The sequence below is a fragment of the Rossellomorea sp. y25 genome (genome assembly GCF_038049935.1).
Taxonomy (GTDB): Bacteria; Bacillota; Bacilli; order Bacillales; family Bacillaceae_B; genus Rossellomorea.
In genome coordinates this window covers 796,471-823,158 of sequence record NZ_CP145886.1, presented here as the reverse complement: position 1 = coordinate 823,158, position 26,688 = coordinate 796,471, and the positions used below count along the sequence as shown (strand labels likewise).

Genomic DNA, 26,688 nt, shown 5'->3' with positions numbered 1-26,688 from the left:
TTAATTAATCCTTTCACTTAATGGCGTAACATTTACTATCATTGGTGATATTCTTTCAATCCTACCGTCCTCTTTTAATATAGGACCTGCTACTATACATTGTCCTTTCGGAAGATTAGATAGTCGCTTAGCCCACTCTTTTTTCTTTTGACTTTCTGTGCTTAAGAATGATGCCATGTCATTAATTTCAGCCTCTGGTGGTGAGAAGTAAATTTTTTGACTTGCCATTTGAAGTCTTTGAATTTCATCTTTATTCAGTTGACCCTGCATAAATTGAGTAGCATACCACCCTGACCAACCAAACTTTCTCCCCTCGGTTAAGATTTTAGCACTTGGAGAATTCTCGCTATGATCTAGGTTCTGCGCCTCATCTAATATTACTGGAAATGGTTTACTTTTATCTCCATGTGATAAATTATAATTCCATAAATCCCATAGAATAAATTCGGTAACAATTAATTGAACTTCTCTAGTAAAACCTGATAATTGAACAATAAAAATAATCCCTTCTTTTCCTCTATGCTCAGTCCAATTATATTCGGATTCAGCATCAAATGGATTACGGTCTATTAATGGCTCAATTTTGGCTAGAACTGTCTTTGCATTTGATGAACCATCAATTTCTAATTCATCTCTTAAATATTTCAAGTTCATTTTATCACCATATTTCCCCATACCACGCATTGTAGCTCGATAGATTGCGTTGGCTTGTTGATCGCCCATTCCCTTGTATACTGCTGAAAATACACTCTTCATTCTTTCTGCTACATCTGTATCTTCTTCTTTTTTATATAAGTCTTCGTCTATTTCCTTCATATTCTTTTTAAAAGGGTTTATTGGAAAGGGATTTAATTGAATATGAAATTGTTCCACTCCATCACCAAGATACTCTTTAAATTCCGGTTCTAACTTTGATCTTTTAAAGCCATCTGTATAATCAAATATTATGCTTGAAATATTATTCCTAGCTAATTCAAGAAGCATACATTGCATAAAATAGGTTTTTCCTACTCCTGATTTACCTGAAATTAATATGTGCCTATTTTCTAATTGAGGATGACCATATTCCCAATATATTTTCCTCTTAGTTCTAAGTTCTTCACCTAAAAGTATTCTGATATTCTCCAATGGTGAGGATGTCTTATATTCTTGTTCTTTTTGTGCAACAACCGTTATATTTTCAGTGGAGTCTAGATCTTTTTTCTTTGTACTTATAATGTCAGGTTTTTTAATATGCATTCTTTCATCCCTGGGTAGATCTCTTATAGTATTCTCGGATTTATATTTATTATTTGTCGTGTTTTTTTCTACTTCCTTTTTAAATTTAGTTACATTTTCAAAGCCATCAAAGATATCGACAACTTTGTCGTCCTTCAATTTCTCCGAATTATCTGCTATAACTAAATCGTTTGCTACCTCATCATCTGCAACTAAAGAGATCTCTAAACTAGATGGATCTTCAAATTCAATTTTATTTCTTAGATCCTCAGGTAGTAAATTAGATTGCACATATAATTGACCGTATGCCAAGTGCCTGCAACTTATTTCTGATCCTTCTAGTATAAAAACGTTTTCATCAATAAACTCATTATTGTAATCTAACCAATATGTTACCAAACAGGAACTCCAATTAACCTTAAATTTCCCGTCTAAAACTTTTAACAAATGTTGATTTAAGCTAGTTCTTTCTTTTTCATTTTCAGATATATTCATGTTTGAGAATGCTAACATTCTATATAATTGTGAAAACCAATACCTTCTATTAAAATCCTGGGATAAAGGATTGAATTTTCCCATCAAGTGTTTTATACCATTACTTAATTGTTGTATTCCTTTTTTTATGTGAGCATCATTATACTTTGCCATTTTGCATTCAATAAGAGTTGCATCAATAACAACTACTTCTTCTTGAGTATCTTTGTTAATTTCAATCTTTAGAAAATCCGGCCTGTTTGTTTCCCCGTAAAACCAATGTTTGTAAGTATCTAACGAAATGAAATTTTTTATGATAGTGTCTTCATTTATATTGTTCATCCCTAAGGTTTCATAAGATAATAAACTCGATAAAAAGCTATGAATTTCATAATCATAGGGATTTAAAGCCTTTAGAATTTTTAGTCCATCTAAGACAAAAGATTTTTCAACGCAGTATTGTGAGGCAAGAGTACATTGCTCTGATGACCATGAAGGAAATAGAGCTTTTAGCCTGCGAGTTAATTTTATTTCAAGATCAGTTCTTACGTCAGGTCTTGATGAGATAGTCATATTTAACTCACCAAAAGTTCCCTCACCAGTAGAAAAACTAATTACATTTTTTTCATTTAGAAAAGTCTTATCTAAACCTGAATCTAATGTAACTAACCATCTAGTTTTTAAATGTAGAAATTCTAAAAGCTCACCTATTCTTTCAGGGAGCGTAAGTTCTTTCTCAATTCTATACATATCCTTAACACTGTGAGGTCGTTCAATCCAGTGTAGTAACTGAGTATGACTGTATGAAGCTTGGAATTGTTTCTGACTAATAGAAATGTTTTTAGTGAAATTCTTTTTTAACACTGGTATTGGATGAAAAACCATAGGAAACCTTGTCTCTGATGGATCAATAGATTTTTCTCCAGTTCTTTCATAAATAATTTCATTTGTTTTTAAGATATTATCCAGAAAAGTTAAATCACTTTCATAAAGTTGCTCATCAAATTCACTTAAATGAACATCAAAGAGATTAATTTCATTAAAATATGTCTCAATTTCAACGGGATCATCTTCTGTAAAAAAGTTATCTAGCCAATAGTTAACATAATTTCTACCCTGGTTATTACTATTTTCAGCTAAAATCTGTAACTTCAAATGAATTTTATGGCCTATACCTTCTAAGCTATTAACGAAGTTATGTACCCCTGCTATTAATGGCTGTAAATTTGAAAAGTTTAAGAATGTTATCTTAATGGTATCCGTATGTGCAGGGTAGGTTTTAACATACTCATTTATTTGTTCAGTTATTAACTTAGAAAGAGCGCTATCAGAAATCATTTCTTTAGTATCAAAGTCCTCATCAAACACCAAGTCTCCATCTAAAAAAACACTATTATCTAAGGTTAAATCGGAAGTTATCTTCCCGTGTAAAGCGTAATATCCATAAACCTTTTTTGGTACTTTTGATTCTTCGTGTTCAGAAATTATTGTATCTACTCCTGAAATAATTGTTGAATGTTTTTCAATTTCCATAATTTTATTTTGAATTCTGTTAAAGGTACTGCCTTCTATTAATTCTTCTATAGTTAATTTTATTCCACGTCTCTGAAATGCTTGCTGTTCTATTAATTTTTCCAAAAGGGCAGGGTGATACGGTGGAATTATCGCACCTTCTAGTTTTAATTGGTAAGAAGCAGCTTCTTTATTAGACACCATATAAAATAAATTAGAGACTAAGTTCAAGTAGTCTTTCTCAACTAAATTTAATTCATTTATCTTCCCACATAAACCCTCTGACATTGCTATATAAGAGGAAATGTATTTAAGTGCACTATCATTCTTTGCTTGATTAATACAATTATACAAACCATTCTCATATAAAGATTTAATAAAATTATCAAAGGGTCTCACTAGTTTGAACAATTTTGAAGCTAACAACCCGTTTCGTACATCTTCAGGCATAAGCGAAAAAACATTAACCATTTCTAAATTCGTTGCATTAAGTTGAAAATGAAAAGACTCTTTATCTGTAACCTCTAATAACCCACTTAGATTCTTGCAATGAAAAATCGGAAGTAAAGGTGCTTCAACTTCCATTTTCTCTTTTATTTCTTTTAAGTGAGTAAACGCTTGAAACCAATAGTCATTGGTATGAAAAATCCATTTAAATTCACTTTTCAATATTTCTCCAATTCGAAACTCAAATATAATATTTGACAATTTCTGACTACTGGAAGCAATTTTAATATTTTTATCAGCAAACTTGTTTATATCAAAAAATTCATATCGATCAGCATAATCAACTGACACCAAATCTTCTATTTCATCATTAATATAATCTAATAGGCCACCAGTAAACATACAAAGACTAGTCCATTTATCATATTTTTCTTCGTCTGAATTTAAAGTATCCGCAAAGGTAACGCTTTTTACATTAATTTCTATCTTCACCTTTTCATTAATACCGATGTTAGAGTTATTAAAGTATTTATCCAAGGTACTCAAAATCATCTTAGAATAAACTGGTAACGGCGCACCGTATATCGGGGTCACTTTATCTTTTTTCTGTGCACCACTACTTAGCTTTATATCTAAAATTTCATTAATAAATTGGAAGTCTAATCGAGAGAGTTTTGGACGAAGGATTTCTATTTCTTTCCCTTTAAAAAAATTGAACATCCCTGACTTAAAATCTTCAAAAGAGTCGAACTCACGTTTTAAGTCTTTTTCATAGTGAACAATCATGTCATATTTCTCATTAATGAATTTTTGAAATTTCTGTTCGAGTTTATCAAACTTACTTTTACTCAAGCCATCTTTAAATTCTCCTCTATTAGCAAACTTGTTCGCCTTTAAAAGCAAATCGAATTTTCTTCCTTTTTTTAATTTCGTTATCTCCCTATCTTCTAGGGCATATAGTGAGGGTAAACCCCAGTCATCCCATAATCTTTTAACGAAAATATTAATGACGTTAGTTGCATCAAGTTGGCGTTCCTTCTCTATTTCATCAACAATTTGACTAAGCTTAAATAAATCTTTAGGTACTATCTTAAATAAGTTTATAAAAAAATTATTTATGATATTTACTTCCTCTTTATCATCTACATCAATGTAGTTAGCAAACCATTTAGAATAATTTTCTCCAAGACTAGATTCAACAGTTTTAGGGGTTATTGTATAAAAATCTCTTAATCCACCCTTATCCTCCACATTCTCAGTTCCCATCAAGAGAACAATACCAGGTATCTTTTGTGTCCATTCATTTCTCCATTTTGTCATGGAATCTTGTTTATCAATATAATTATTTTTGTTAAATTCCGGTAGATATTTCCTATAAGCAGGATTATTTTCATAATCTTTATACTGATCTGGAGCTATCTTACCCGTAAATTCGACCCCATTATTTCCAGCTCTTTTTTGGATATCTGAGCAAACACTGATATATATATATGGATGTACAAAATAATCTAGTCTAAACAAATGCCTTGAAGTTTCATTGAAATCTATTTTTTTATATAATAGGTTATTAATTTCACTAATATAAGCATTCATATAATCACCCCTTAAAAGGATTTTCTACTATAGAAGTTGCATCAGATAAATCCCTTAAAAACCCACAGTCTTTTAACATTTGTTGGAATTTATCTAGGTTTTTATTAAAGGGAGAAACATCAACATCTTTATTTTCTTCCCAAAACACTTTTGCCTGCTTTGGTCCAATAATCATTTTGAAATGATCGTAGCATTTTTCTAAAAATGTATTAAGTAAGATCCTCTCACCTGGCTCTATTAAGGTAATAACTAATAATTTTACTAATTCTTCATTTAAACTAAACCTCATATTAGCTCCTTTAGGCGGGACTATAAATCCAATATCTTTACCTAACTTTCTAATTAAACGATTAGTATCCTTAGAAGCATCCTCATAAAGTTTCGGTTCTACCATTTCTCTTGGTTTATCTTTGAGTTTACTAGAAGCAGCTATATAAGAGTCAATATCCGCTGTATGGACTGCTCTAAATACGTCTTCTTCTACTTTGGAATATTGAGATGCAGCTATTTTTCGAACTTGACCAGTAGGATCATCTGTTAAATCAATAATCCAGACGAGATCATCTTCATTTTTTAACAATTTAGATGCTTGAAGAGACATCATTCTCATTATCTGCAAAATAATTAACGAGCCAAGTAAATCAATCATTTCTAGTGGATTTATTAATGAACTTAATAAATTTTTTAATTCTATTATAGTAAAACTAGATCTTTCTTTATAATTATCCGGTATCCATTCCATTGTTTTTTGAATTTCCTTTTGATTATCACCAGAATAATGATAATCTTCCCATGTACCTTGGATAAATTCTGATATCTTACTTAACTGAGGCACGCTATTTATGAGCGTTTTTAAATGTCTCTCTAACTCATCTTTGTACTCTCCCTTTTCCACTAATCCTTGAAGAACATGTAAGTAATAAACCTCTCCACCTCTTGCCATAAAGTATCGACCATTAAATTCAAAAGAATAATCTACATCTTTAGCTCCTGGTTCATATGTTAGGATTTCTCTAGTTTTCTTACTTCCAATTGCTTCACAGAAAATCAATTCGGGTGCTACAGGTAATAATGCCTGAGCAAACCATGATCTTTTCCCAATAATTGCATTAAAGCCATATAGTAAATCCTGAAGTACATCAACGATAAAATCTTCGTTTATAGTATTATTAGAAACGTTAATTCGTTTCTTCATGTGAGCCCTATGATCTTCTAATGCCTCAGTATCTACTTTAAATCTTTTGTCGGGCTCACTTCTGTTTAGAAAAATAAACCTTTTTAAGCCCATGTTTGGTACAAGGTTGTATGCTAATTTTTCATTCGCTAAATGAATGGGAAAAGAAAAACCTTCTTCCGAGATGTTTGTTTTTGTTCCTTTTTTGGAAATAAAAACCAACAGGAATTCAAGCAAATACTCATAGAATGACTGGTCTTTATATAATCTTTGTCCATATGTTTGAATCTGGATATTTTGCATATCCACTTTATAATTATTACTTGGAAATGTATTCTCATTCATTATAATCCCTCCTATCAGTCCACAAATACTTCATAACTATCTACCTCAAGTCTAACGACTTTAGCTCCATTATTTGTATGAACTAAAACCTCAGTTGTATGATTATCCTTAAATTTGTACTTTTCATACAACTTGGCTTTCATAGTATCTATACCATGGCTTAAAGATGGATTAATTCTTGTAGAAACAGCACCTTTTGAAGTTTTATCTAAATAATCAAATAACATTAGCGATACTGGAAAAGATTTAGTGACTTTTGCAAATTTCAAATTTAAAATATAGTGACTTTCATCCTCATCAAAAATTGATTCTCTATATATTTGTACTAATTTTATTTCCCGTTTTTCTATCTTACCTTGTAGTAACTGTACATTTTGAAGTCCACTACCATATCTGATTAAAGGTAAATAAATTTCGTCACTATTTTCATATCCATTTAAAGACCCTACAAAAATAAAATATAGAGCTTTTGTTATCTTATTTCTTAATTCTCTATTTTCTCGAGTTCCAATTTCTTCATTTCTAATAAGTAAAAACTTTGCAAAGACGGGTGAAAACAAGCTACTGTATAGAGTATTCAATGAGTCTATGTCGTGCATACCAAACATAATTTGCATTCTTCTGATAGCTTTTCGAAGTTTATAAGGTTTCTCATCTTTGAGGAGGTTTAGTGAATTATGAGTATATTCACGATGATACTTTGCCCAAATTTGTTCAGCAATACTCTGGACTTCCCTAGAAAGATAAGAAAAGTCTTGTTTAACAAAAAGTGAATAATCCTTATGTAGCTCTTTAGAATCTAACTTAAGATGTTGAATTTCCCTAATTGCTTGTATTTGATTCGATTCATCGTCATTTTCAATACCAATATATCCAAAAAATAAATTAGACGAATGATAGTTAAACTTATGAACCACATTCTGAAATTCGCTTTGATTTTCTGCTACATCACTACAACCTAAATTACCTGTTATCGAATATGATAAATGAGATAAAATCTGTCGAACAGTTAGTCTTCTATCATTCTCAAATAACCATCTATAAAAAGCTGATAGCACATTGTTAACATTTTCGATGTTATTGTTTATCGTTTGATAATTATTATAAATAGGACACATTGAATTCTTTTCACATTGGTTACAAGGATTCCATAATTCTTCAGAGAGTAATTTCTTTAATAACTTAGGGGCTAGTACCACGTTGTCAATTCGAGCCATGTTAATTAAAAGTATTTCGTGACCAGCAACATTTGATTCTATTCCTTCATTTTCATCCATGAGTTCTAAGAGTTTCATTTCAATTTCAGGACTATCATTAACCCTTTTAAAGGTATTTAGCAATGGTCCAGTATTTGAGACTAGAATAGATGAATTTCCTTCTTTTTTAGCATTTAAGCATTTCAATAATAATTTCTCTTGCTCTACTTCTGAGAGCTCACTCATATCTTTAACATAAAATATTGACTTTCCCATTCGTTCAGAATAAAGCTCATCTGCAACTTTCAAATTCTTATTAGCTTCTAGCAAATCAAATTGCCTTAATATTTGGTAAATAAGGCTAGTCTTACCATCACCTGCATGACCTGTAAGAATAATTGATGTGGGCTTATTTTTAATTTTTTGTGCTAAATATTTCCCTAGGTTTCTTTCAACTCTTATTTTTTCATAATAAGGGTTTGTTATTTGAGCTTCTGCTAATGCATTTTCGTTAGAGCTATTCGCGTTATTCATAGAGTTTAAGTAGTTGATATAATCATTTACCATTTCGACCACTCCAGTTTATGGATATTACTTTAATACTACCTTACTTACAGACTATTAAAAAGTGGGTTTCTCCTTAAAAAGGATAACATTATGAGTAATATATACTAATTTGCATTTACACAAGCAAATTGTTTTTTGTATGAAGCCATTAACTACAAGGTACTTATATAGTATAAATACCTCAGATTAGGCAACTAATCTCTTTTCAAAATCATATTCTCCTTCAGCAACCAATGAATCAATCCTCCACCTCAATCAATAACACCTTCTCCTCAAATCCCCCTCGCTTCCCAGCCTTATCTCTCCGCACTGCTTCCACTTCTGCAATAGTAGATCCATGCTGCTTAGTCAGAGCCCTGATAACCTCCAAGAGATCAGCAAGCTCTTCCACAGCTTCTCCATCCGTTTCAGCCGCACAGTATTCATCAAGTTCCTCATAAGCTTTTTCTTTTAAATACTTTATGTAGTCTTCATCGTTGAGGATCTTTGTTGAAAACTCCTTACCTTTACTTTCAATGATCTGTGGGATTTTATCCCGTACTAACTTGTTGTAGGTCGGCATGTTGGTGACCTCCTATGGATTATATTACCTATATTTTAACATTTATATGGAGTCCATAGAGGAAAGATGGACACATCAGTTACTTTCTTACCAATTCTCAATCCCTATAAGGCACCTGAATATAGAAATCCCTTATAAATAACCAGTGACAAAAATAAATTTAATAAATTTTACATAATTTGTAATAATTCTACTTACTGTTCGTGGTACATGATTTTCCCCAATTTGATAATGGTTCTAAAAAGGGGAGAATCCTTTGGTAAAAGAAGAAAATAAGCCTTTTGCGGAATTACTGGGAAAGCTACTGAAAAGAAGAAGAATTGAAATGGATATGACCCAGGCTGAGTTTGCCTGGATCACTAAAATGTCTGAAGAAGGCTACGGGAGGATCGAGAGAGGAGAAAGTATTCCAACCTCACTAACACTAAGCAGAATACATAATAATACAGGAATTAGCATTGACCGGATTTTTCAGGAAATTGATAGAATAAAAAAAGCAAATCAGCCAGAAGAATGACTTGGTAGTTAATTGGGGGGGATTTCCATCAAGAAACAAGAATTGATTCTATTAAAAGGGAAGCACACATATAATTTTATGATTGTTGGGTTTTCCCGTGAGCATGATTATGGGGAGATATATTTTACAGATCATAATAGGAGGACTTCTGTTTATAGGGGTTCGGATGTGAAGGAAGTTATAAAGTTAGCTAAGAGAGAAAGCCGTAGCTTACGTGGGGAGTAAGATGCGGCTTTCTTATTATGTTTTATGGAGTGCCTATTTTTATTTTAAGACGATCTCTCAATTCCTCTACTGTTAAATACACTCCATTCTCTTTCCTATGAAGCATCGCATGACAATTCGGACACACAGGTATCAAATCCTCTATCGGCTTCACTTGATAACCCTTCTGAATTTCATGTAGTGGTGTAATATGGTGTACGTGAATGAACTCTTTCCCCACTTCCCCATAAGTATCTTCGAAATTCATCTTACATATCTGGCACTCGGCACCATAATGATTTATGCATTGCTTACGAGCAAGTGGATTGCGTTCATATGAGTTAACAGTTATCGTTCTCTGCTTCCCTTCCCACATTTCCGGTACTTCATCAGGATAAACCTCAGCTGATAAATCCTTTTGAAAGAACGACATAATGTAGTCACATAGCTCACCCGTAAGTTTCATGGAGCCCTGGATATTCCCTTTCAGACCATGCTCCCTTAACTGATAAAGAGACAGACTATCCGTATCAACCACATCGACCAATCGGACACGCGTCTTGTCTCCACCAATAGATGGTTCATACTTCTCTTGGTCTAACCAAAATGACTTATCATAGATTGTATCATTTGTTTGAACAAGTCCCTCTATTACTTCCACCTTATACCTGACCTTTTTGACACTTCCTGAAACATACAAAAATAAGATATCTCCATTTTCATAGTTATAGGAACGTTTCCAGTCAAGGTATTCAAATTGGACGAATGCCTTTTCCAAGTCATATTCGTTTGGATTCGCCGGCACCAACCAGATACGGCGGGCATTTTTATGGTCCCTATCTTCTAATTCTTGACGACGATTAGCAGCAATCTCTGGTGGTGCTATAAAACGATACTCGTCCCCTTCGAAATGGTAGGGAATATTATAAACATATCCCCTCTCGATGGAATCAAAGCATTTTGACTTCTTTATATTGAGATGTTCAGCAAGGTAGCCTGCAGCTTCTTTAATATTGGTAGCATCATATAGTAGTTTATTATTTTTGTTGATGGTGATGGGAGTGGCCATTAGTTGCCTCCTTGATTATTTATTCTAAATTTAAATAGTGGTTAAAATTCCCACCTATAAGTACGATACTAAGTATATCAAACCACCAAGGAGAAACTCATGCTATTATTCCTAAACTTCCTAAAAAAGAAAACAACCGAACCCAAACCAAAACAAGCTGCTACTCCCCCACCATCAAAACCTAAAAGAACCAATGAACAAATTGCTACTAGAAAAGGAGAACTAGGAGAATACAAAATTGATATCCAGCTGGATCAGCTCAAAAAGGACTATCGCCACCTAAGCGATCTCCTCATTCCCAACTCAAAAGCGAAGTCCGACTATTCTCAAATTGATCATGTGGTAATCACTCCTTACGCAATCTTTGTCATTGAGACAAAAAACTATCAGGGTACCATATATGGCGGGAAAAATCGGAACACGTGGCTGGTCAATGGGAAGTTCAAAATGATGAATCCTTTTGTACAAAACTATGGGCACATGAAAGCACTCTCTTCACTGATCGATGAGAAGTACCAAAACCTCTTTGTTTCCATGGTTTCATTTACTAAGCGCTCTACATTTAAAGTAGACCCTGATTACCGTAAAATCGCTTCTAACGAACTGATTGTGTATGACATCGAGTTGTCCGAATTTATCCATCGGAAAGAATCGGTGTTGAAGATCCAGCATAAAGAACCTCTTTTAAGTGAGAGTGATATTTTATCCATTTATCAAGCTTTCAAAGAGGCAAATATAAGTGACCTAATAACTAGAGAAGAACATAAGCGGGTATTGAGTGCACCTGAACAAAAGAACAGTTCACGTTCTGTTTGTACCGTTTGCCATAAGCCTGTTTCAGATAAGGTTAGGGCTTATTGTTTAGCGAATCCAAATTTTAATGGGACGATATACTGTTATGACCATCAGAAGAACGTTAAGTAATAGTAAAATTTGATGTATGCGCATTGACGTTTACAAACTACCAAACTACTAAATCCCTTCTTCCCATTGTGATACGCTATATATGTGATTTGCCAATAGGAAGGAGAAGCAAAAGTTCCACAAAAAACACAAACCGCACTACTACTAATCACATTAATCATCATGGCCATCGTCATATTCAGGCAAAACGTATTACTAACCGAGTAAAATCACTTAATCAGCATTCTTGAATACCAGATAGAGGATCTGGATGAGGCTATTGAGGAACAGATTATACCTGCTCTTGAGGATGAAGGATAATAGAAATGAAATCAGCGATGGGAGGAATGAATGCAATGGAAGTCATCTTTTTAGCTTTTGTAGGGCTGATTGTAATCGGAGCGGCCTTGTATTCTATTATTTGGAGAGCTGTCCGACATGGGATTAATCAATCTCTTATCGGAAAGTATCTTGAAGAAAATCACGGGATCAAAGAAATAGTTGGGGATGAAGATTTGTTTGACAGGAAGTAGCAGGATCACACGAAAAAGAGCCAAGGATGTCCTTGGCTCACTCCTCAATTTAAGGCTGCTCCCTCAAATGCCCGTCTGCTCCACCATCACATAATAAGACTCACCGCACTCCACCCATCGCAATGGAAACTTCATCGTAAGCACATACTCTTTGTTATAAACACTGATCTGCTTCTTATCATACGTAACCTTCTTAATCTCCTGAAGTGGAATGCTCTTCTTCTTCTCTCCTGTGACCTTCCTCAATTCCCTGCCCACAATGACGACGGCACTCCGCTTTTTCTTCCATAGTACGTAGACGGTGAGGATCCCTCCAAGGAGAGTGAAGCCCACCGAGATGTAGATCTCGGTTTCGGTTATGCCGTTAATGAAGACCCTGATCCAGTGGGAAATATGATATGTGTGACTTTGATCAGTGGGTATCTATTAAACGGAGAGTATTGGGCGATCTCGAGCTGGTTGATGACCGCTTTGTTTTTCTTTGGCACCTTATTTTTCATTAATGCTAGATATGTATATTCGAAAAAAAAATGATAGAAAAAGACACAACTAGAACGGGACCCTAGTCGTGTCTTTACTATCGGACCATTGTTGCATTGTCCTCCTCATCTTCCCTAAAACCCAACACTCGATCCATCCATGTCTTTTTTCTTTTTCAAAGCTTTGGCGATCATTGGATAGAACATGGCCAATACGGCAATCAGCAGAATGATTCCGGAGATTGGTTTAGTGATAAAGGAAAGATAGTCTCCTTCTGTGACCAACAGGTTCCTTCTGAAGTTCTCTTCCATCATCGGCCCAAGAACCAGTCCCAGTACTAGGGATGCAGGAGAGAAATGATATTTCTTCATAAAGTAACCCAATATGCCAAATACAAGCATGACCCAGACGTTAAACATGGAATTGCCCACGGCGTAGGAGCCTACCATTGATAGTAACACGATGAGGGTTCCCAACATCGAATAAGGAAGCTTCAGTATCGCCGCAAAGGCTTTGACCCCCAATCGCCCGCCAATGAATACGGTTACGCTTGCGATTAACATAGAGAAGAATATGCAGTACAGCATCAGCGGTTGCTCCGTCATTAATTGAGGGCCGGGCTGCAACCCTTGAAGTGCAAGGGCCGCCAGGATGATGGCAGTTGTGGGACTGCCGGGTATCCCCAAGACCAGGGTGGGGATCATTGCACCGCCGGCTGCTGCATTGTTGGCAGCTTCCGGGGCCACGACTCCTTCTTCTTCGCCTGACCCGAACTGTTCTCTATTTTTACTCGTACGCATGGCTTCTCCATAACTCACAATTGAGGCAATGGACCCGCCTGTTCCTGGAAGGATGCCGATGACCGTCCCGATCACGGCAGATTTCAATAACACCCATTTATGTTTGATAAGCTCTACAATCTTAATCGTTTCCAGTGAAACTTTGTTGCTCATATTCAAGTCTTTATGTTTGTCGGTTACTTGATTCAATACTTCCGCCAGGGCGAACGCCCCAATCATGATGGGAATCATCTCAAGGCCGTTCATCAGTTCCACATTGCCGAAAGTAAATCGATTCGCCCCTACGATGGGATCCATCCCGATCATCGCAATCAGAATCCCGATTAACCCTGAGGCAATGGCTTTGATTGGTGACTTCGTTCCAATCGATGAAATGACCGTGAGTCCTAGTACGGTTAAAGCGAAATACTCGGCGCTCTGAATATTCAAGGCCACCTTGGATAAAGGCGGTGCCAGAAATAGCATAATCAGAACAGAGAATATTCCTCCAAATGCGGAGGCACTGATCGCCAGGCTAAGTGCCCTCCCCGCTTTCCCGTTCTTGGTCATCGGATAGCCATCAAATGTTGTGGCGACTGATTCAGGTGTTCCTGGTGTATTAAACAAAATAGCCGTGATGGAACCGCCGTAGGCTGAACCTGCATAGAGTGCTACCAGTAACATAATGGAAGGAAGTATTCCCATATAATATGTAAACGGCAGCATCAGAACAATTCCCATCGATGAACTGATGCCCGGAAGAGAGCCGAAAAAAACGCCGACCAGCATCCCGACAAAGACCAGAAGTAAATTCATCGGTGTCAAGGTTGTCATCAGCCCATCCACTAATAGTTGTATGTCCATCTTTCTCCCCCCTTATCAATATAAGAAATAACTTAATTCTTTTATCAAACCAATTCCTCTAGGTAAAGGTACGGTCAATAGGTTTCCGAATACCAGTGTAAATGTCACCGCGACCACAATGGACGTGATGGTCATTTTCACATAATTTTTTTGACCCAGTAAGAAGAATAAAAAGAAGCAAAAAAGAATGGTAGCCAGCGTGAAGCTGATGAAATCGTTCAATACTATAAACACGATGATTCCTACTAACAGCCCGCCATATGCCAGATTAATATTTAAAGGTACAGCCTTCTCTTTACTGGATTTCTTAATGGCTTTGAATAATGATACGATCAATAATAATAGAATGAGCACAATAATGACCTGTGGAAACCCGGCCGGCCCTATTGGATCAGCCGACCGTCCTGTTGAAATGGCGAACGATTCCTTGAAAAACAGCCCCATCACCAGTATAAGAACAACATGAAATAGTACTTCCCCCATATACTCCCCTCCAAAACGGGCGGCATTTGAAGCCGCCGTAAGATTATTTAAGTCCCGTTTGTTTCGCTACCTTATCAAATTTTTCGTAGTCTTCTTTCATGGCCGCTTTGAATTCTTCAGAACCCAGGAATCCTTCACGAATATCTGTTAGCGATTCAGCATTGAACTCTTTGTATTCTTCCGTTTCATATGCTTTTTTCATTTGATCTAAGAGAACGTCTTTCACTTCCTGAGGAGTCCCCTTTTTGACCACGAATCCCCTCCAGGATCCGATTGTGACATCATAGCCTTTTTCCACTGTTGTAGGCGTGTCTTTTAACTCGTCAATTTTGGCGATACGTTCGTCATTCAAAACAACCAACGGCTTGACCTTGCCATCTTTGATGTATCCGACCGTATTGATCAACTTGTCTAAGTATACGTCCACTTCCCCACCAAGTACCGCTGCCTTCACTTCCGATCCTGACCCGTAAGGAATGAACTTTACTTTGACACCTGTAGCATCAGCTAAAGCATTCAGGGTCATATCATCCAAACCACCTGGACTGACGCCTGCGAAGGTGATCTCTTTTTCTTTCCCCTTTTTCACCAGTTCATCAAAACTTTTTAAATCACTATTCGCGGGCACAGATAGAACATATATATCTGATTGAATGCGGGCAAGTGGTTCAAACTCATCCATGAACGTCAGACCCTCCCCTTTTCCGAGCACATCTGCAATCACATGTGAAGGCGTAACCTCAAGCACCGTATACCCATCATTCGCCTGGCCGTGTGCGTACACCATTCCCACCAGACCGCCGCTGCCATCTTTATTGACAGGTTGAAGGGGTTTCTTCATATCTTTGGACATGATTTCAGCAAATTTTCTGGCAAATGTATCACTGGCACTCCCTTCACCAAAAGGAACAACTAACTCGACCGGTCTTTTGGGGTAATCCTGACTTCCTGCAGCAGATTTATTTGAGCTGCAGCCTGCTATGATGAGCCCTGCGAGTAAAATGACAATCAGTACAAGTTTTCTTTTCAATGTAATTCTCCCCTTTGTAAACGCTTTAATTTTTTTCGATACTTATCAACCCATCAATTCAATGGGTATCAAAGTATGTCCTTCCATGATCCTTCTTGCCGTTCTTCCTATTCCGCCTCTTACAAGCTTATAAGTAGAATTCTCTTTCCTTACGCTGACATGAACAAGGATTGTTCCGGTCGGATGGCCGATGTTGATTTCATCCTTGCCTTCTGAGATAAGTGAATGAGGAAGGGATCCGGGTATCTTGCAAGCAGTGCCGAGCCCAATGGCGCCGCTGACTGCAAATGCACGATGCAGTGTTCCCATTGCGATATATCGGGCTACGATGTCTATGTTGTCGCTCTTGACCACTTCCCCATTTTCATCCGTATACTCGGTTGCTGGAGAAATAATGGCTACCTTTGGGAGAGCATGAGTTTCAGGTGTGACAACCTCCCCTTCCTGAAATAATCCAATAAGTCTGCCGCATTTCACTCTGACTTCTTCAATTCTTTTTTGCACAGATGGTTGATTGATTTCCCCTGAAAGTTCAATTCCTTTTAACCCAATATCAGAAGCGTGAAGGAAGACCAGAATATTTCCAACATCAATGATCGTCACTTCCACCATGCTCCCATCCTCGAGCTGGATGATATCCACTACATTCCCCGTCGGAAGCAAATCCCCCGTGTAGGATCCCCCGAAATCCAGGAAGTTGACCATAATGCATGATCCCGTTCCCGAAACTCCGGCTATAGAGAAATCCCCCTCATAGATGACATGTCCATCCTTGACGGGTACTTCCACTTCCATCACCCGCTTGGTATTGGTATTATAAATCCTTACCCTCGTCATCCCTTCATTGATTTTGACCAGGCCTTCTTCGACTGCAAATAATCCGACAGCCGAAGCCATATTTCCACAAGTCACATTATAATCAATATTCTGACTATTTGTACTAACCTGACCGAATGTATAATAAATATCACATTCCGGTTTATCCGTTACCCCCACTATGGCAACCTTACTTGTGAGAGGCGTTCCCCCTCCGATGCCGTCAATCTGTCCATTTTTAGAACTTCCATAAATTTTGGTTATGACGTAATCCCTGTCTTTGTCATCCTTTGGCAGATCCATATCTTTGAAAATTAACCCTTTACTCGTCCCACCCCTCATTAAAACGCTTGGCAGTTTATATAATTGACCATGAATGTTCACTCTGTCATGCACCTTCTTAAAAAATTAATTGATACCATGGTATAAGAAGAGTATATTCAAGGAAGAGAAATAAATAAAATATTTATTTTTTATAATATACGATAAAATATTTTTATATCATTCCCTAAAACCACTAACATCAACAACTCCAGGAGGCTGTCATGGATCAATTCGACTGGGATTTATTGACTTTGTTATTCGAACACAAAAATATTACCAAAGCCGCTGAAGCCTTAAGAAGCTCACAACCTGCGGTAACCTATAGACTAAAAAAGCTGGAAGAAGAGTTCGGCGTGAAAATTGTCTCCCGGGGCCATAGGGGCGTCGCTTTTACCCCACAAGGTGAATACCTGGTCCAATACGCCATGAACATGCAGAAAGAGTTCCAAAAAGTAAAAGAACATGTCCTAAACTTTGAGAACAAGATTCAAGGAACGTTAAGAATCAGTGCTTCCAGCATTTTTTCCCGCTACAAACTCCCTCCTATCCTGGGTGAGTTCACCAAACAGTTTCCCTTAGTGGAATTCCATGTCAAAACCGGGTGGAGTGAAGAAGTCATCAACTCCATTTTCAAAGAACAAACACAGCTGGGAATCCTCAGGGGCAACTATAAGCTTTCTCAAGAAAAACAATTACTCATGGAAGAAAACTTACTCATTGTATCCAAGAAACCTATTGATCTGAGTAACCTGGCGAATCTCCCAAGGATTTACTACAACACGGACACCTCATTAAAAACATTGATCGATAACTGGTGGACAGAAAATTATGTATCGCCCCCATCCATCACGATGAGAGTAGACAATATGGAAACGTGTAAAGAAATGGTATTAAACGGCTTGGGCTATGCTATTCTCCCCAACATATTATTGGAGGAGGATGAAGACCTCTTCAAAACACCCTGCTTAACAAAAGAAGGGGAGCATGTGAAACGGCAAACCTGGTTAATTTACAAGAAAGAATACTCCAATAACGTGCTGATCAAAGCTTTTTGCGACTTCTTAAATAATTGGGATTTTCGAAAAAGCCGGCTAAAAGAAATTTCTGAAGAAAACAATCATTAGACTGAAAGTTCACTAAATTAAGTATATTAAAATAATTAAAATAAATAAATATGATATTGCTATATCCCTTGATCAACCAAAGGGACAGGTACCCCGGTCAGTCTAGTCAGAGAAAGCAACGTTACCTATCCCCATGGACCAGAGGCGGATTTACATATTGATCTACCACTTAAAAAAGCACGGGAACCGTCCCCGTGCTTTTCCATACTACACTCTCAGTTAACCGAAGAAGCAGCCGCTTCATCCGCCTTCACACAATCAATGGCAATAACAAGAGCAATCATCAGCGTTTCCATCTCTTCATTTATTACTTTCACCCTGTAACTGTCGCCCCAAGTGAACCACTCCTTGCCCACTTCGCCTACGATTTTGCCATGCTGTAACACTTGAAAATCCATATCCCACCAATTCCCCTGCACTTCAATGCCTGCCGCATCAATCGTATAGCGTGCTTTCAGAAAGGATAACTCCTTCTTGATCGTCAATGCCTCTTGACCATTCACCTCAACAAAAAACTTCGGTAAAAAGCTGAACGTCTTCTTCGTAATAAGGGCCACTTCATCCTTGCTTGCATTCATAATAGAGAAAGTCTTCGGAACCTTCATAAAGCTTCCCTCCACATAATATCGGTCCTTCTCCTCTTGATCCTTTACCGTGAACTTCCCGCTAAGACTAAATACTTTTTGCTTTATATAAAGTTGCCTCATGATTTTGCCTCCCACTTTTGAGTCTTTAGTTTATTTACGTTTGAGAGGGGCGTTGGTTCCAAAATTTCGCATTCGTATAACTCAGCCATCTGCACCGCTTCCCCGTTCTTGATCTTACTAAGCTGAAATGTCTGGAAAACATCGGGATATATCTGAAACTACCTCATAAAAAAATTGAAGCGCGAGATTGCCCACGCTCCCGGGTCAGGGACAAATTTGTCCAAATATATAAACAAAATGGATAATCCTGCTAAACAAACACATACTACCTTCTGAGTAAACACATGTTTACATAAAAATAGCAGGAGGTAGAATGATGAAAAATAAAACATTTGCTTTGATTATGGCAGTATTCATGGTTTTCCTGACCCTTTCAAATGGCGTATCGGCTACTGAAGGCGGAGCTCCGGCAAGTAAGGATATCGTTGACACCGCTGTAGAAGCAGGCCAGTTCAAAACGCTTGCAGCCGCTTTAGAAAAAGCCGGCCTGGTGGAGACATTGAAAGGCGAGGGACCGTATACGGTATTCGCACCGACTGATGCTGCGTTTGAAAAGCTGCTGAAGAAATTAGGCATTACGGCAGAAGAATTATTGGCGAGAGAAGATTTGAAGGACATTCTCCTGTACCATGTGCTATCTGGTAAAGTGATGTCTACAGATCTTAAAGACGGTACTAAGGCGGAAACACTAGCCAAGAAAACAGTGGATATCTCACTGGATCCCGTTCGCATCAACAACGCCAATGTGGTGAAAGCAGATATCCAGGCTTCCAACGGTGTCATCCACGTGATCGACGAAGTGTTACTTCCAGAATAAGTTCTGGGAAAAATGAAGCTCGCTCAAAAGTCCGGTTGCGACTTTTTGGGCGAGCCTTTTTATTGTAAGCATAGGGACGGTTCGATGCTCTTACCAAAGTAAATAAAGCATGAGAACCGGCCACGTGCCTCCATCTTATACAGAAAAGAAGCAAGAGAACCGCCCCCTTGCTCCTCGTATCTTTACCTCAAACTCTCCGCAAGCTCCGTAAAGATAACCCCCAGCGCATATGCACCGGCATCCGGATGACCGAGGCTTCTTTCCCCTACGGTACCGGCACGTCCCATCCGGGCAACGATTTCCTTGGTTTTCTCGGCTCCTTCTACAGCAGCCGCTGCTCCTTTTTCAAAAGCGGTCTTGAAGTCATCACCGTTAGCGGCGCTATCTGACCAGGACTCCGCACAAGGGACGAGTGCATCCACGAGTGTTTTGTCGCCGACCTCTGCCCCTCTGCCGAAGGATCTTTCGCCTGTATCCTGGATTCCCTTTACGGCAGCCTGCAGCAAATCAGCGAATTCTTCCACGGTCAGCTCCATTCGATCTTGGGCCGCTTTCCCTGCAGTCCGGAATGCAGATCCCCATATCGGACCGGAAGCACCACCGCAGTATTCCATGATGACCATGGAACTTGCGTCTAAAAAGCTGCCGATTGTGAGATTATCCTGACTCAGGATATCTTTCCACTCCCGTTTCAATTGCTTGAAGCCTTTGGAAACGCTCATCCCGAAATCCCCATCCCCGGCATGTGAATCCAATTCACAGAATGGTACTTCGTTCTTGATGATGATGTCGCTCATTTTATCCACGAGGTATATGATGTTCTCAAGTGAGGCTATATTATTCTTGATTACAGCGTTCTCTTCCGGTGTTTCCACCTCGAATGATACCGGCTTCGTTTCATCATCCTCCTCGAGGTCGATGTACTCGACACCCGGAACCGGTCCGTCCACTCTGAACGCAGATGCAGTACTTTCACTGGATAGCAATGTTTTCAACTCTTCGTCCAGCTTCATCACGGTCAGGGAAACGCCTGCCATATCGATGCTGGTCATGTAATTACCGACAAAGGCACGGTTGATCGCGATCTTTTTATCCGCCAAAATCCGGGTAACGGCATTGTTGAAAAGGTAGAGTTCTTGCAACGGTGTACCCCCAAAGCCGTTTACTAGGATCGCGATTTCGGAAGAATCCCCCTCTTCCATTTTCAGATCCTTCAGAAGGTCGTTCACCATACGCTGTGCCAATTCATCAGCGGACGCGATTTTTTCCCGTCTTGTCCCTGGCTCTCCGTGAATCCCAACGCCATATTCGATTTCATCATCATCCAATTTGAAAGTCGGAGATCCACTGGCTGGGACGGTACAGGATGTCAGTGCGAAGCCAATGCTGCGGACATTTTCAGCGGCCTTCTCCGCCACGGCTTTGACTTCCATCAAGTCCCTGCCCTCTTCAGCAGCCGCTCCGGCAATTTTATGTACCAACACAGTTCCCGCTACACCACGGCGTCCCACTGTATAAAGGCTGTCTTCCACCGCAATATCATCATCGACTTTGACATATTCCACAGGGATGCCATCCTCTGAAGCCAAGTGAGCCGCATTTTTAAAATTCATGATATCCCCGCTGTAATTCTTAATGACCAGCAAGGCTCCCTTTTTACCGGCTGTTGCTTTAATCGCCTGATATACCTGGATCTGCGAAGGCGACGCAAACACATCACCGCACACTGCAGCATCGAGCATCCCTTTTCCCACCAGCCCCGCATGTGCAGGCTCATGTCCACTTCCCCCGCCGCTGATCAACGTTACCTTCTCTTCATTCAAATCCTTTTTCTTCATCACCTTATACTTTTTCATAAACTCAAGCTCCGGATGAGCCATGGCCATCCCATTGCACATCTCCACGACCAAATCTTCAGGTTCATTCATGACCTTCTTCATTCATAACTCCTCCTTCAGTTTATCGTTGCTCAAATTATCTCATTGACCATGTTAAAACGAAAGCAAGAAGCATGGGGACAGTTCTGATGCTTCTTCTTGATGAAAAAAGAAGTACGAGAATGGTCCCCGCTTGAGCAATTATGGCAAGATAAGATTATCAGAATTTTACAAATTATTTAGATAGATACAAAAAATTTGAGTGATCTAGGAGATATGATGATGATATTTTTATGTATGGGCTATTTCAACTCTGAAAAAATGGATGCACGTCCAAGGGCAGAGATTGAGGCTGTGATGGATGAATGCCAGCCGCACACGGAGAAATTTTATGAAAGTGGTAAGGTTCTGCTTGATGCAGGTCTGGAGTCAGAGATCAAAAACTTGCGCCGTGTGGACGGGAAGGTCATGGTAACAGATGGTCCGTTTACAGAATCGAAAGAGCTGATTGGCAGCATTTTCATTTTTGAAGCAGAGGACATGGATGAGGCGATTCAGCTGGCCTCTATTCATCCGACAACGCAATTAAATATAGGAGAAGAGTTTGGATGGCGAATCGAGATTCGTCCTGTTCATTACTTTAAGAATGATAAGTAAGTTAGCATAATAATAGATTTATCCTTTTCACACTATTGGGAGAGGAAAAATAATACCTCTATTTCATTTCACAATCTGCTGCAGTTCTTCAAGAAGGAGAAGGGTATCGCGGGGACGGTTCTGATGCTGCCTATCAAGGTGAAAAAGAAGCACGAGGCCCGCCCCCGTGCTTCCTTCTAACTTCTTTTACAACTACATTACTTTAATGCTTCCACAATATCCTCAAGACTTCTACCAGCATCCTTGTCTTTCGCCTTATCCTTCACTTCTACCATCGGATTCACCATTAAGTAGTTTTTCTGGATATACGTCATGTCTTCCCTATCGACCTTCCCGTCAAAGTTGAAGTCTGCCTGACGTTCAGCAGAACCCCAGTGCGTTTCAAGGTAGACAGCATCTCGGATATCGACTATTTGGTCGTGGTTGGCGTCTCCTGCAATGGCTGGGAAGAATTTGATGGTCTGTTCTTCTCCATACTTATTCTCACGGCCGATCTGGAATTCTTTCACGACTTTCAGATGGGCCGGTGCTTCAAAGGTAAGGGTCATCTGTTCTTGGGTGGAAGGCAATTCGATCTTGAACTTTCCGTCCTCGATGACTTGTCCTTCATATTCATTTCCTTCCTTGTCCGTGGCTTTGATGGTAGCCCCAAGTGCGTGATAGTCGATATGACTTGTCTGCAGTCTTCCAAAGGCATCCCGGAAGAAGACCGCTTCACCGTTCATATCGCCCGTCAATTCAGAGACACTTGACCAGACTTTGACAGAAGGAGAAATCCCTTCAAGCGTGACCGTGGTGTCATCCGCTTTGGTCAACTTGATGGCACTTGATGTTAATGGGAGATGGTTACTATAAAACCTGTCTTTTTTAAATGTCGCCTGTATGTTCAGTAAAGAGCTGTTTGCCGAAGCCTCAATCATTTCAGCTGTTGTAGATGTTAACGTGACGTTCATCCCTTGAGGTGTTTCTTCTGTTTCAACGGCAATCTTGTCTTTGAATTCCTCTGCAACCTGCACATTATCGATTTCGACCACCTTTTGATCGAAAGCATACGAGTAGGAGATTTGCTTCCAAGCATCATGATGATGAGCGGAAACGGAGTAGTTCATACTCTCTCCCGTCATCACCTCTTTCTCAGCCGGGACAGTCGCGAGGTATGGCGTCCCCTTCTTCACAAAGAAGTATTCATGCTGCTGGGCATTCACGCCTGCCCGGTCTCTCCCTTTTACGATATAGGAAGTGACTTTCTTGTAGCTTGGGAGATAGCCATTAATCTGGAAATTCCCTTCATCATCCACTGCAACGGGTTGATCATAGTAACTGCCACTCGATCGATAAAATACACCATTTTTCCCTTGATTCACATTGATTCCCAATTCATTGGCCAGGCCGATTTGTTCATCGTGGATAGAGCCCTTGATGGCGAATGATGTCGCATCCGGCTCCAATTCAATGATTCGTTCTTCAAGGTCTGTCTTTACACTCGGCATTTCGTTATCGAGGACGAATGGCTTTTCGATGATCGTTTCTTTCCCATCGTCTGCTGTAAACACAAATTTCGCTTTATAAGCACCTTGTTCTGCTTCGATGGTTTCATAACCAATCGGGTGATCCGCGTCATCCGTAAACGGATAATAGCTCCCGTCAAAAAATCCATAAACATAACCCGGAGTATTTTCAGGGATGAATCGCCCATCCATACTGCCAAGGAACCCGATATCCTGATTCGTTTCAGCGTCCATCAGGAAGATGTCTACACTCTTCATATGAGAATTCAAGGAGAAGCTTCCGTTCAATGCAGGTGTTCTGGCGTACCCATTCTCCCTGACCGTCGAGAGGACATCGGTCGTTTGAACATAGTCGACTCCTTCTTTCACCTTTCTTACGGCAAATGGAATCTGATAGACTTCTTCTTCGTTCTTACGATTGGTAAACGTTACGTACCCTTCATAAATGCCTGTTACTGCCTTTTCAGGGATCAGAAGTTCCGCAGAGAACCCCTCTTTTCCATTGGCCTTTACTGAGACCGTTTCAGGAGTGACAAGCTTGACACCCTGGGCCTCCCCGTCTACGGACCCTCTTGCATTTACATTGAAAGTGACATCAACGGCATATTCTTTTTCCGTGTCCGATGTATTCTGAATGGTGATGTCGCGGGAGTCCTCGATATCAGCTCCATTGACAAACTTGGTCCCGAAGCTTAAAGCACCCGTTAACTCATCGATTTCCTTTTCGTGGTCGTTCTTTATTTGAGGCGTTGTGTCTTCTACCTGGATAATTGTACTTGCCTCTGAGGCTTCCAGTGCATCCACCTTACCGGCACCTAAATCAAATACACTATAGTTGGCAATGAGATCATCGGCTGTATTCATCAGCATGCCCTTGATGTCATCCGGATCGCTCTTCGGCTTCGCTTCAAGGAGAAGGGCAGCGATTCCAGCCACATGTGGGGTGGCCATGGACGTACCCGAAAACTTGGCGTAAGACTGTGTGTAATCCTCTACATGGTGATAATACTTCGGCACCGTGGATAAGATACCGGCCCCTGGTGCAACGACTTCCGGTTTGATATCATAGGTCAGTCTTGCCGGTCCGCTCGAGCTGAAGAATGAAACGTAGTCATCCCTTGCGACTTCTCTTTCTTTCACCTCATTGAATGTAAAGGTGACTTCCTCTGTTTGAAGGGCCTGAACGATCTCATTGGCTTTTCTTCCTTCCAGGGTAAAGGCCGGAAGCATATGAGGATCATCCGGGTAGGCATCCGAGATGAATCCTGGAGAGTTCTTGGAGTATCCGAAGGCAACAGCCGCGCCTTTTTCCTTCGCCACCGTATAAGCTTCACTTAACCGGCTGTATCCACCGGTTTTGATTAAGACGATCTTGCCCGCCACATCTTTCCCTTCGTACTCCGCTTCCGTCCCTTGACCGACATCCACGATTTCAAGCGTCTTTCCTTTCAAATCACGCGGGTTGACTCCAAGCTCGGAAGTCGAATAGCGCACTTCGATTTCCCCTTGCAGCTGGTCGGATTGAAGAGCCCCCATAAAGTTGGCATAGCTCACCTTTGTATCCGTCGAGCCTACGGTAATGCCAAGAGCTGACGTTGCCGGTGATCCCACAGAGTACAGCCCGGGTCCTTCATTCCCTGCAGCGAGGATCGAAGTGACCCCTGATAAAACTGCGTTGTTAATGGACTGTGATAAAGGAGATCTCGGATCATTCAGGATATTCCCAAGGGAAAGATTGATCACATCCATCTTCTCTTTCACCGATTGATCGATGGCCTGCATGATGTCTTCTGTCGAACCGAAGCCGTATGGTCCCAGTACACGGTACGCGTATAAATCGACATCCGGTGCGACTCCTTTGACCGAAAGCGGAGTCTTGCCATCGCCTTGACCGGCAAGTATCCCTGCTACATGGGTACCATGTGAGGTGTAATATAAGGTTGGATTGTATAAAGGCATTCCTGATTCCTTCCACTCCTCATAGGTCGCTTCCATCGGATCATGATCTTCATCCACGAAATCATAGCCGCCTTTATATGCATCCTTTAGATCGGGGTGATTATAATCGATTCCTGAATCCAACACCGCCACCTTGACACCCTTGCCTGTCAATCCTTTTTCATGCAGCTTGTCCACATTCGTCATTTCATGGGGGTGTTTCCCAAGATAGATACTGCTTTGCTCCGTTTCATTGACAACCGGCTCGATCAGCTCTACTTTCCCGTTCTCCCACACATTTTTGACATGTTTCGATTCTACCAGCTTGCTCACCTGAGAGGCAGGCAGCGACAAGGTCACCCCATTATAGGACTCCTTGAACGAGCTTGTGATCTTCCCTTTAATCTTGAGTTTCTCAAGATCTTCTTTGAAACTCTTATGCTCTTTCTCTACTTTGGACTTTGCTTCTTCCATAGAAAGCGTGTTCCCGTTCATCTTTTCCAGTAACACTTCTGTCACAGGAGCATGTCCTTTCAATTCGACGATGACGGAGATGTCTTCCTCACTCGACAGGTCCATGCCGGCAGGAAGCTGAATGCCCCCTTCTGAAGACGTACTCGCGATCTCTTTCACGACACGCCTTTGTTCCGGTGTCAACGCACTCAACACCTCATCCGACGTGACAACGGATCCTGCCTGCGCCACATCCGTCCCTTGGGAAACCAAAGGAAGTCCACTCACGGCCAAAGATCCAACCAAGGCAGAAGCCGTCAACCCCTTTAATAGATTCTTAGAATCGATCTTCTTCAACTACTATTCCTCCATTCTGATTTCAACTGTCTTTACAATAAAAATTGTAAAGGGAAACAATGGAAGAGAGTATGGGGGTTTTCATTTAGGTATTTTGTCGCGAAAGAAAGCAATACATTCTTTCCAGTGACTCGACGGAGGATCAAACCTAATCAGAATG

Annotated in this window: 19 protein-coding genes; 6 read left to right on the top strand and 13 right to left on the bottom strand. The window is 39.7% G+C overall.

The genetic code is table 11. The features are described 5' to 3' along the window. From AAEM60_RS04125 to AAEM60_RS04110, 4 genes are all read right to left on the bottom strand, one after another. Nucleotides 1-5,244: a DUF87 domain-containing protein gene (locus AAEM60_RS04125; protein WP_341357474.1), complete on the bottom strand. Its 5,244-nt coding sequence runs from the start codon at nt 5,242-5,244 to the stop codon at nt 1-3. 4 nt (nt 5,245-5,248) lie between these two features. After that, a complete protein-coding gene (locus AAEM60_RS04120; protein ID WP_341357473.1) occupies nt 5,249-6,763 on the bottom strand; it encodes a hypothetical protein in 1,515 nt (504 codons plus the stop codon). Between the two features lie 14 nt (nt 6,764-6,777). Next, nucleotides 6,778-8,526 carry a hypothetical protein gene (locus AAEM60_RS04115; protein ID WP_341357472.1) on the bottom strand — a complete coding sequence of 583 codons (1,749 nt, stop codon included), beginning with the start codon at nt 8,524-8,526 and terminating at the stop codon, nt 6,778-6,780. A gap of 238 nt (nt 8,527-8,764) precedes the next feature. Beyond that, nucleotides 8,765-9,088: a nucleoside triphosphate pyrophosphohydrolase gene (locus AAEM60_RS04110; RefSeq protein ID WP_341357471.1), complete on the bottom strand. Its 324-nt coding sequence runs from the start codon at nt 9,086-9,088 to the stop codon at nt 8,765-8,767. Between the two features lie 256 nt (nt 9,089-9,344). Between AAEM60_RS04110 and AAEM60_RS04105 the strand changes: the two genes are divergently transcribed. Then, nucleotides 9,345-9,605 carry a helix-turn-helix transcriptional regulator gene (locus AAEM60_RS04105; RefSeq protein ID WP_341357470.1) on the top strand — a complete coding sequence of 87 codons (261 nt, stop codon included), beginning with the start codon at nt 9,345-9,347 and terminating at the stop codon, nt 9,603-9,605. Between the two features lie 247 nt (nt 9,606-9,852). Here the strand turns inward: AAEM60_RS04105 and AAEM60_RS04100 are convergent, their stop codons facing one another. Further along, complete coding sequence (locus tag AAEM60_RS04100) at nt 9,853-10,878, bottom strand: HNH endonuclease (RefSeq protein WP_341357469.1); 1,026 nt, start codon at nt 10,876-10,878, stop codon at nt 9,853-9,855. 99 nt (nt 10,879-10,977) lie between these two features. Here AAEM60_RS04100 and AAEM60_RS04095 point away from each other — a divergent pair, with 99 nt between their 5' ends. Both AAEM60_RS04095 and AAEM60_RS04090 read left to right on the top strand, forming a co-directional pair. Next, on the top strand, nt 10,978-11,802 hold the full coding sequence (locus AAEM60_RS04095) for a nuclease-related domain-containing protein (protein WP_341357468.1): 825 nt from the start codon (nt 10,978-10,980) through the stop codon (nt 11,800-11,802). A gap of 305 nt (nt 11,803-12,107) precedes the next feature. After that, entirely contained in the window at nt 12,108-12,314 is a 207-nt protein-coding gene (locus AAEM60_RS04090) for a hypothetical protein (RefSeq protein WP_341357467.1), read from the top strand. Between the two features lie 63 nt (nt 12,315-12,377). On the opposite strand, the gene AAEM60_RS04085 is transcribed toward AAEM60_RS04090, so the two are convergent. From AAEM60_RS04085 to AAEM60_RS04065, 5 genes are all read right to left on the bottom strand, one after another. Beyond that, entirely contained in the window at nt 12,378-12,560 is a 183-nt protein-coding gene (locus AAEM60_RS04085; protein ID WP_341357466.1) for a hypothetical protein, read from the bottom strand. Between the two features lie 368 nt (nt 12,561-12,928). Next, nucleotides 12,929-14,437 (bottom strand): tripartite tricarboxylate transporter permease, encoded by a 1,509-nt coding sequence (locus tag AAEM60_RS04080; protein ID WP_341357465.1) that lies wholly within the window; start codon nt 14,435-14,437, stop codon nt 12,929-12,931. Nucleotides 14,438-14,452: 15 nt separating this feature from the next. Next, nucleotides 14,453-14,920 (bottom strand): tripartite tricarboxylate transporter TctB family protein, encoded by a 468-nt coding sequence (locus AAEM60_RS04075; protein WP_341357464.1) that lies wholly within the window; start codon nt 14,918-14,920, stop codon nt 14,453-14,455. A gap of 43 nt (nt 14,921-14,963) precedes the next feature. Continuing rightward, nucleotides 14,964-15,950 (bottom strand): tripartite tricarboxylate transporter substrate binding protein, encoded by a 987-nt coding sequence (locus AAEM60_RS04070; protein WP_341357463.1) that lies wholly within the window; start codon nt 15,948-15,950, stop codon nt 14,964-14,966. Nucleotides 15,951-15,995: 45 nt separating this feature from the next. After that, on the bottom strand, nt 15,996-17,150 hold the full coding sequence (locus AAEM60_RS04065) for a PrpF domain-containing protein (protein WP_341357462.1): 1,155 nt from the start codon (nt 17,148-17,150) through the stop codon (nt 15,996-15,998). 161 nt (nt 17,151-17,311) lie between these two features. Between AAEM60_RS04065 and AAEM60_RS04060 the strand changes: the two genes are divergently transcribed. Then, on the top strand, nt 17,312-18,214 hold the full coding sequence (locus AAEM60_RS04060) for a LysR family transcriptional regulator (RefSeq protein ID WP_299742050.1): 903 nt from the start codon (nt 17,312-17,314) through the stop codon (nt 18,212-18,214). 215 nt (nt 18,215-18,429) lie between these two features. Here AAEM60_RS04060 and AAEM60_RS04055 read toward each other — a convergent pair whose 3' ends face one another. Next, nucleotides 18,430-18,921: an LURP-one-related family protein gene (locus tag AAEM60_RS04055; protein WP_341357461.1), complete on the bottom strand. Its 492-nt coding sequence runs from the start codon at nt 18,919-18,921 to the stop codon at nt 18,430-18,432. A gap of 313 nt (nt 18,922-19,234) precedes the next feature. Here AAEM60_RS04055 and AAEM60_RS04050 point away from each other — a divergent pair, with 313 nt between their 5' ends. Beyond that, entirely contained in the window at nt 19,235-19,738 is a 504-nt protein-coding gene (locus AAEM60_RS04050; RefSeq protein WP_341357460.1) for a fasciclin domain-containing protein, read from the top strand. 182 nt (nt 19,739-19,920) lie between these two features. On the opposite strand, the gene dhaK is transcribed toward AAEM60_RS04050, so the two are convergent. Next, entirely contained in the window at nt 19,921-21,678 is a 1,758-nt protein-coding gene (gene dhaK, locus AAEM60_RS04045) for a dihydroxyacetone kinase subunit DhaK (RefSeq protein ID WP_341357459.1), read from the bottom strand. A gap of 213 nt (nt 21,679-21,891) precedes the next feature. Between dhaK and AAEM60_RS04040 the strand changes: the two genes are divergently transcribed. Continuing rightward, nucleotides 21,892-22,272 carry a YciI family protein gene (locus AAEM60_RS04040; RefSeq protein WP_341357458.1) on the top strand — a complete coding sequence of 127 codons (381 nt, stop codon included), beginning with the start codon at nt 21,892-21,894 and terminating at the stop codon, nt 22,270-22,272. A gap of 197 nt (nt 22,273-22,469) precedes the next feature. Here the strand turns inward: AAEM60_RS04040 and AAEM60_RS04035 are convergent, their stop codons facing one another. After that, on the bottom strand, nt 22,470-26,528 hold the full coding sequence (locus tag AAEM60_RS04035; protein WP_341357457.1) for a S8 family serine peptidase: 4,059 nt from the start codon (nt 26,526-26,528) through the stop codon (nt 22,470-22,472). Between the last annotated feature and the right edge of the window lie 160 nt (nt 26,529-26,688).

Bases quoted from the DNA above. Each gene is read 5' to 3' on its own strand.
- AAEM60_RS04125 (WP_341357474.1), bottom strand. From the start codon at position 5,244: ATGAATGCTTATATTAGTGAAATTAATAACCTATTATATAAAAAAATA.
- AAEM60_RS04120 (WP_341357473.1), bottom strand. From the start codon at position 6,763: ATGAATGAGAATACATTTCCAAGTAATAATTATAAAGTGGATATGCAA.
- AAEM60_RS04115 (WP_341357472.1), bottom strand. From the start codon at position 8,526: ATGGTAAATGATTATATCAACTACTTAAACTCTATGAATAACGCGAAT.
- AAEM60_RS04110 (WP_341357471.1), bottom strand. From the start codon at position 9,088: ATGCCGACCTACAACAAGTTAGTACGGGATAAAATCCCACAGATCATT.
- AAEM60_RS04100 (WP_341357469.1), bottom strand. From the start codon at position 10,878: ATGGCCACTCCCATCACCATCAACAAAAATAATAAACTACTATATGAT.
- AAEM60_RS04095 (WP_341357468.1), top strand. From the start codon at position 10,978: ATGCTATTATTCCTAAACTTCCTAAAAAAGAAAACAACCGAACCCAAA.
- AAEM60_RS04090 (WP_341357467.1), top strand. From the start codon at position 12,108: ATGAAATCAGCGATGGGAGGAATGAATGCAATGGAAGTCATCTTTTTA.
- AAEM60_RS04080 (WP_341357465.1), bottom strand. From the start codon at position 14,437: ATGGACATACAACTATTAGTGGATGGGCTGATGACAACCTTGACACCG.
- AAEM60_RS04075 (WP_341357464.1), bottom strand. From the start codon at position 14,920: ATGGGGGAAGTACTATTTCATGTTGTTCTTATACTGGTGATGGGGCTG.
- AAEM60_RS04060 (WP_299742050.1), top strand. From the start codon at position 17,312: ATGGATCAATTCGACTGGGATTTATTGACTTTGTTATTCGAACACAAA.
- AAEM60_RS04055 (WP_341357461.1), bottom strand. From the start codon at position 18,921: ATGAGGCAACTTTATATAAAGCAAAAAGTATTTAGTCTTAGCGGGAAG.
- AAEM60_RS04050 (WP_341357460.1), top strand. From the start codon at position 19,235: ATGATGAAAAATAAAACATTTGCTTTGATTATGGCAGTATTCATGGTT.
- dhaK (WP_341357459.1), bottom strand. From the start codon at position 21,678: ATGAAGAAGGTCATGAATGAACCTGAAGATTTGGTCGTGGAGATGTGC.
- AAEM60_RS04040 (WP_341357458.1), top strand. From the start codon at position 21,892: ATGATGATGATATTTTTATGTATGGGCTATTTCAACTCTGAAAAAATG.